Consider the following 1,880-nt stretch of genomic DNA (forward strand, 5'->3'; position numbering starts at 1 on the left):
CCACATTCAGGACATTTTTCTCCTGTCTTTTTAGGTTCAATCTTTTCCATACCGTCATATGCTTTTTCTAATAGCGGTTCAAAAGCCTGTTCAAATTCAGTTAAGGCATGAACATAAGTATCCTGTCCCTTTGCAATTTCATCAAGTTCATTTTCCATCTTTGCAGTATAGTCTACATTGATGATTGAATCAAAATATTCAAGAAGCTTCTTATTAGTCAAAAGTCCTGACTCTGTAGGCTTGAATGTCTTCTTTTCTAAAGTGACATATTCTCTTGTGACGATTGTATCGATAATAGTCGCATAAGTAGAAGGACGACCAATACCTAATTCTTCCATCGCCTTGATAAGCTTTGCTTCTGTATAACGTGCTGGTGGTGTAGTGAAATGCTGTTCTTTATTGATCTTCTTTGCATCAATCAATTCATTTTCATCCATATCTGGGAGTAATTCGTTCTTACTCTTATCATATTCACCATAAACCTTTAACCATCCATCAAACTTTAAGATAGAGCCTGATGCATTAAACTTATAATCATTGTTATCTAATACTAAAGATGTACTTGCAGACTGGCTTGGTGCCATTAATGAAGCAAGCGCACGTGCATAGATTAATGAATACAGCTTATACTGTTCCTGTGTAAGGTATTGTTTAATACTTTCTGGTGTACGATCAATACTTGTAGGACGAATTGCTTCATGAGCATCCTGTACATTTTCAGTCTTCTTAGAAACTTTAACACTTCCTACATATTCTTTACCATATGTCTTTTCAATATAATCCATTGCAGCTGCAGTAAATTCAGGTGATAAGCGAATAGAGTCTGTTCTCATATAAGTAATTAAACCGACAGTCTCAGTTCCAATATCAATCCCTTCATACAACTTCTGAGCAATAGACATTGTACGTCTTGCTTTAAAATTTAATTTAGAAGATGCTTCCTGCTGCAGTGTTGAAGTAATAAATGGTGCATATGAATTTCTCTTCTTTGTCGTTTTCTTAATCTTCTCTACAGTAAATGTAGGTGTCAATGCATCATAAATGGCTTGTGCTTCTTCACTATTATGGATTTCTAATTTCTTAGTTTTATACTTAGTGAGTTCTGCATTGAATGGAATATTATCCTTTTCAAAATCAGCATCAATCTTCCAGAATTCTTCTGGGATGAATGCATCAATTTCTGCTTCTCTCTCACAGATTAATCTTAATGCAACGGACTGTACACGTCCTGCAGACTTAGATTTAATCTTCTTCTGTAGAAGTTTAGAAAGCTTAAACCCGATAATTCTATCTAAGACACGTCTTGTTTCCTGAGAATGAACAAGATCCATATCAATCTTGCGGGGATTATCAATCGCTTTTGTAACTGCATTCTTTGTGACTTCATGGAATTCTACTCTTTTTGTAGTCTCAGGATCTAATCCTAACACTTCTGCCAAATGCCATGAGATGGCTTCTCCTTCACGGTCCGGATCGGTTGCGAGATAAACATCATCTGCTTTTTTGGCACATGCTTTTAATTCTTTTACAACATCTTTCTTATCTTTACTAATAACATAATGAGGGGCAAACTCATTTTCTATATCTACACCTAAGCCGCCTTTGCCAGAGATAGCCAGATCTCTGATATGGCCTTTTGATGATTTTACAACAAAATCGTCGCTTAGGTATTTACTAATTGTTTTAGATTTAGATGGTGATTCGACAATTACTAAATGACTCATACATCTAACCTGCCACTCAAAATGTGATTAAATATACTCACATCGAGATAATGTAAGTTCTCACGAACATTACTTACTATGTCATCGTGCATGCTTTGGATTGACAAAAATCATATCTACTCACAAGTACTTGTACACTCCATAGTCGTAAATTCC

1 protein-coding gene is annotated in these 1,880 nt (G+C 35.4%); it reads right to left on the bottom strand.

The window, feature by feature from the left end; genetic code table 11:
* The coding region (gene topA / locus B2S90_RS10025; protein WP_286696994.1) for a type I DNA topoisomerase at nt 1–1,724 on the bottom strand (1,724 nt) is incomplete at its 3' end.
* Between the last annotated feature and the right edge of the window lie 156 nt (nt 1,725–1,880).

Source organism: Catenibacterium sp. UBA627 (assembly GCF_002299355.1).
Lineage (GTDB): Bacteria > Bacillota_I > Bacilli_A > Erysipelotrichales > Coprobacillaceae > Catenibacterium > Catenibacterium mitsuoka.